Here is a 4,235-nt window from a genome sequence, read left to right as displayed (position 1 = left end):
AATATTAGTATATGTGACATATACTTTGGAATTTTAAGTTATTAATAGCATATGAGGTTCATTGACAGGTAATATATTACATATTAGTATAAATTTGACCAGAGACTTTTGGTTAAAAAATATTTGGAGGAATATACATGAATATCAAACTAGATCAAGAACAAAGTGAACTCATTCTAAAAAAAACCGGAGTAAAACTACAAGAGATTCAACTTAATGAGGGCGAGTTAAATCAAATTAGTTATGGTCCTATTACTACTATGGCTCTAGGAGAAGAAGATCGCTGGCATTAATAATTAGAGATAGGACAAATAATTTATTACCAGAATGGTAATAAATTATTTGTCCTCTTTGTTCTAAGAAAGGAAATAAAATATGACCTTACTTATCGTTGGGCTACGCTCTTCACATTCCTTGAGGTGGGAATATTCTCGCTTATTTTAAATAAATAAATAAATATAGAGACTATATAATGCAGGTATCAACAAACCAAGAGCAAGGCAAAAAACAGAACAAACCACCACGCTTATTCCAAAAAAAAAAACAAAATTCAATCTTATACTACCAAGAATAATAACGGAAATACGACAGTCATGAAAAAAGGAAGCTGCCAAAACTTGAATTTACTTGCTTTATCTAAAATCGTCCCTGGTTGATTGTTTACACTTTATACTTCGCTAGAAAAAATTTTTCTCAACTTTAAGGAGGAAATTTAATTGGAACCAGTTCCATCTTCCCAAACGAAGCTACAAACTCGTGAAGACACGAAAAAAAATGCACTTATTTTCATTGCTGTTGTGGCTATTCTTATTGGAACTATTTTTGTGAGTTTATTACAACTTCAACCACCAAAGGTTGTACCAGCTACTGGTTCAGCAAATGAGTTTTCTGCAGAGAGGGCACTCGCCCATTTAAAAGAGTTTGCTGTAAAACCACATCCTCTTGGATCGATAGAACATGACAGAGTTCGAGATTATCTTGTTCACAGTTTAGAAGAGTTAGGATTAAATCCTGAAATTCAAAAAGCCAATTCTTTAAATAGTATTGGCAGATGGATAGTAGGCGGCACAGTGGAAAACATTGTTGCCAAAATAGGAGGAACGAACTCTACAAAAGCGATTATGCTTGTTGCACATTATGATTCCGAATCAGGATCACCAGGTGCAGCTGATGATGGCGCCGGAGTGGCTGCCATCTTAGAAACAGTAAGGGCTTTAAAGGAAATGGCCTCTCTTCAAAACGATGTCATTATACTCTTAACAGACGGGGAAGAAAATGGATTACTTGGAGCAAAAGCATTTGTAGGGGGACATCCTTGGGTAAATGATGTCGGATTAGTGTTAAACTTCGAGGCACGTGGAAACGAAGGTTCCTCTTTTATGTTTGAAACAAGTGATAACAATAGTTGGCTAGTTAAGGAGTTCGTTCAACATACTTACACACCTGTTGCTCATTCCTTCCTCTATAGTTTATATAAGCAAATGCCAAATGATACTGATTTCAGCGTGTTTAAAGCAGCCGGTCTTAAAGGTTTAAATTTTGCCTTTGGTGATGGGGTTAGCCATTATCATACAACCAGCGATAATTTTCAAGAGCTAAGTTTAGAAAGTGTCCAGCATCACGGCGAATATATGTTACATCTTGTCACCCATTTTGGAAACGTCAATCTCACTCAAGCTCATGAAGGGAATCAAGTTTTCTTTAACATTTTGGGTTCCAACATGATTACCTACGCAGACAAACTTGTCATTCCGATTATGCTTTTGGCGGTAATTCTTTTTGCCGCTACGGCCATACATGGATATTGGCTTAAGAAACTATCCCTTCTTGGAACATTTGCAGGTTTTCTTGTTTTCATTATTGGCATCATCGGGTCTTTTGCCATCGGATCAGGATTATGGTCTGTACTCACATTTATTTTTACGGATCAAGAATGGTTAATGAGAACCGATAAGATGGTTGGTACCCTTTACCTCATCAGTTTTTCCATTATTATCTTTGCTTTCTTGACTATCCTTTATGGGCTGGCTCATAAAAAAATCAAAACAGGCAGCTTAATGATGGGTGCCTTATTTCTTTGGTTAATCCTTTTAGCTGCCTCGAGTTTTCTGCTCCAAGCAGGCAGTTATGTGTTTGCGTGGCCACTATTATTTGCTCTAATCTGCGTTAATATTTTGATTCGTTTAGATGAGCATTCATGGAAAAGTTATCTTGTTACAGCTGGTTTTGCCGTCCCAGCATTCCTTATTCTATCACCAGTTATTTATCTCTTTAAAGAACTCATGTCCATGCATATAGCTGGTGTGCTCATGGTCCTTGTTTCTCTTTTAGGTGCCATGCTGGTATCTATTTTCACCACCTTAAAAATAAAATTCAATTGGGTGATACCATCCATCTTCTTAGTTACAGGATTATTGGTCATGATCACTAACAGTATCAATCTAAAAAACATGCCGACAGCGGAACATCCACAAACAAGCGATATTGCTTATTTTATGGATGCAGATTCAAACAAAGCATATTGGGCGGCCCGTCAGCCATTAGATGAATATACATCGAATTATATTAATGAAAATGTGAAGAAAGGCCATACGTCAGAATTTTTTCCTATTTTAAACTGGGATGCAAGTTATACCCAAGCTGATTTATATGGCATGGAAGCACCTAGTGTGACGGTATTATCTGATAAGGTTGAAGGTGCCAAGCGGACAATAGAATACCAATTGAAAACGAATCGCAATGCTGAAGAATTGTTAATGAAATCTTTTTCAACGATAAATGTATCTCAACTGATCATCAATGGAAAAGAAGTGGAGTTGAAGCAAAAAGAATTCACAAAGAAATCGCCATTTGAATTCAATTACGTTCTAAGTCAAGCCGAAGAGTTACATGTAAAGGTAACCGTAAATGCTAAAGATTCTATAGGGTGGATGATAGCCGATCGTTCTTACAGCATTCCAGAATCAAAAGGGGAACGGTCGTCAAAATACAGTACCTATGGGGATAATTCATACATCATGAAAACGATTAAACATTAAATAAGGACCGACATATACAATGTTTGATTCTCCAAACTAGTATATGTCGGCCTTGTAAAACATTTGGAGGTATTTGAATGGAAATTAAATAATGAATGCCACGTGAACTATCCGCCACTTAAATTCTAACGAATTTTGAAGTGGGAGCTTCTCAGTTCCACGACGAAAGCAACCTTTCGTCTCCCTGAGCGTTACTTCGGGTTATTCCACCCCTAGATGTCCAACGCTTGGACGTTCTTTTTTACGGTTGATATTTTACGCAGGAACCGAATGGCTTGGTTTTCGCACTTTGTTTTCTTCCTGCAACCTTATATATCAAGTTATCAAAGAACTTCATATGTCTAGTTTATCAAAAGTTTTTGGCTAACGCCAAACCGAAATTCATCTCCCACCTACCGTTGGGCTACAGCCCTTCACACGCTTGAGGAAGGAGAATTCTTTCGGATAATTTCGTTAAATGGTAAAAATTGAACAATAAAACCCAATTATTTATGATACGGTTCACTACCATTAACCTTAAACTAATTTACCTTCTGTAAAATCGGCAACCCTTCCTCAACAATATCGTGGAACAGGATCACCGTTTCATTAAGAAACGTGTGTATTCTATGTTAGGATTCAAGTCGTATGAAACAGCCGCTTCTATATTGAATGGTGTTGAAGCCATGTATATGCTACATCAAAATTGTAAAAGGGTAATGGATCCTTACCAAGAGGCCATATGTGTTATCAAAGCAATAATTTCCTTTTCGTTAATTCCATTCTTTTCAGCTAATTGTAGATGAAATGGTAGTTGTTCATTTTTGCCAATACTAATTAGAACAGATAGTGTACATAGACTTCTTTCTTTTGATGTTAAAGTAGGATTTCTCCATACTTTTCCAAGATTCTCCTCACTCCTCACTCGATGGTTTTTAATGGTTTTGCTGGATTTCCTACTGCTGCGGTGTTGGGAGGTACATCTTTTGTAACGACTGAGCCAGCCGCAATAATGGAATTATCACCAATCGTAGTTCCAGGCAGAATGACACAACTTCCCCCAATCCATACATTGTTACCAATCTTGATTGGTATTGCATATCCACTCTTATTTCGGTTCTGGTGCAAATACTTCAGAAGAGATATAGAGAGGCGAAAAGTTTCCTAGTAGAATCTATTTTATGCTGGAAGGCCGAATAGTTTATCAATGAATTCTTT

At 36.9% G+C, this 4,235-nt stretch carries 3 protein-coding genes and 2 pseudogenes; 3 read left to right on the top strand and 2 right to left on the bottom strand.

Translation table 11 applies throughout. From position 1 onward, the window contains the following. Positions 1-137: 137 nt before the first annotated feature. The 3 genes and pseudogenes from ACFQZ1_RS08590 to ACFQZ1_RS08580 form a co-directional block, all read left to right on the top strand. Positions 138-293, top strand: a complete 156-nt coding sequence (locus ACFQZ1_RS08590) for a hypothetical protein (protein WP_377881721.1) — start codon at positions 138-140, stop codon at positions 291-293. A 423-nt stretch (positions 294-716) separates the two neighbouring features. Beyond that, positions 717-3,038 (top strand): M20/M25/M40 family metallo-hydrolase, encoded by a 2,322-nt coding sequence (locus ACFQZ1_RS08585; protein WP_377881720.1) that lies wholly within the window; start codon positions 717-719, stop codon positions 3,036-3,038. A gap of 551 nt (positions 3,039-3,589) precedes the next feature. Beyond that, positions 3,590-3,823, top strand: a pseudogene (locus ACFQZ1_RS08580) (DDE-type integrase/transposase/recombinase); the annotation flags it as partial. Here the strand turns inward: ACFQZ1_RS08580 and ACFQZ1_RS08575 are convergent. Both ACFQZ1_RS08575 and ACFQZ1_RS08570 read right to left on the bottom strand, forming a co-directional pair. Further along, the gene (locus ACFQZ1_RS08575) at positions 3,745-3,957 is read right to left on the bottom strand and encodes a carboxymuconolactone decarboxylase family protein (RefSeq protein WP_377881722.1); all 213 of its coding nucleotides are present in this window, start codon (positions 3,955-3,957) and stop codon (positions 3,745-3,747) included. The pseudogene ACFQZ1_RS08580 and the gene ACFQZ1_RS08575 sit on opposite strands and share 79 nt — an antisense overlap. Next, positions 3,939-4,145: pseudogene (locus ACFQZ1_RS08570) on the bottom strand (DapH/DapD/GlmU-related protein); the annotation flags it as partial. The pseudogene ACFQZ1_RS08570 and the gene ACFQZ1_RS08575, both read right to left, overlap by 19 nt. Positions 4,146-4,235 lie beyond the last annotated feature (90 nt).

Origin of the sequence: Bacillus sp. CGMCC 1.60114 (assembly GCF_042676365.1) — a bacterium.
GTDB classification, from domain to species: Bacteria; Bacillota; Bacilli; order Bacillales; family Bacillaceae_G; genus Bacillus_A; species Bacillus_A rhizoplanae_A.
The sequence above is the reverse complement of the archived record's forward strand: the minus strand, read 5'-3'. Positions and strand labels throughout refer to the sequence as shown.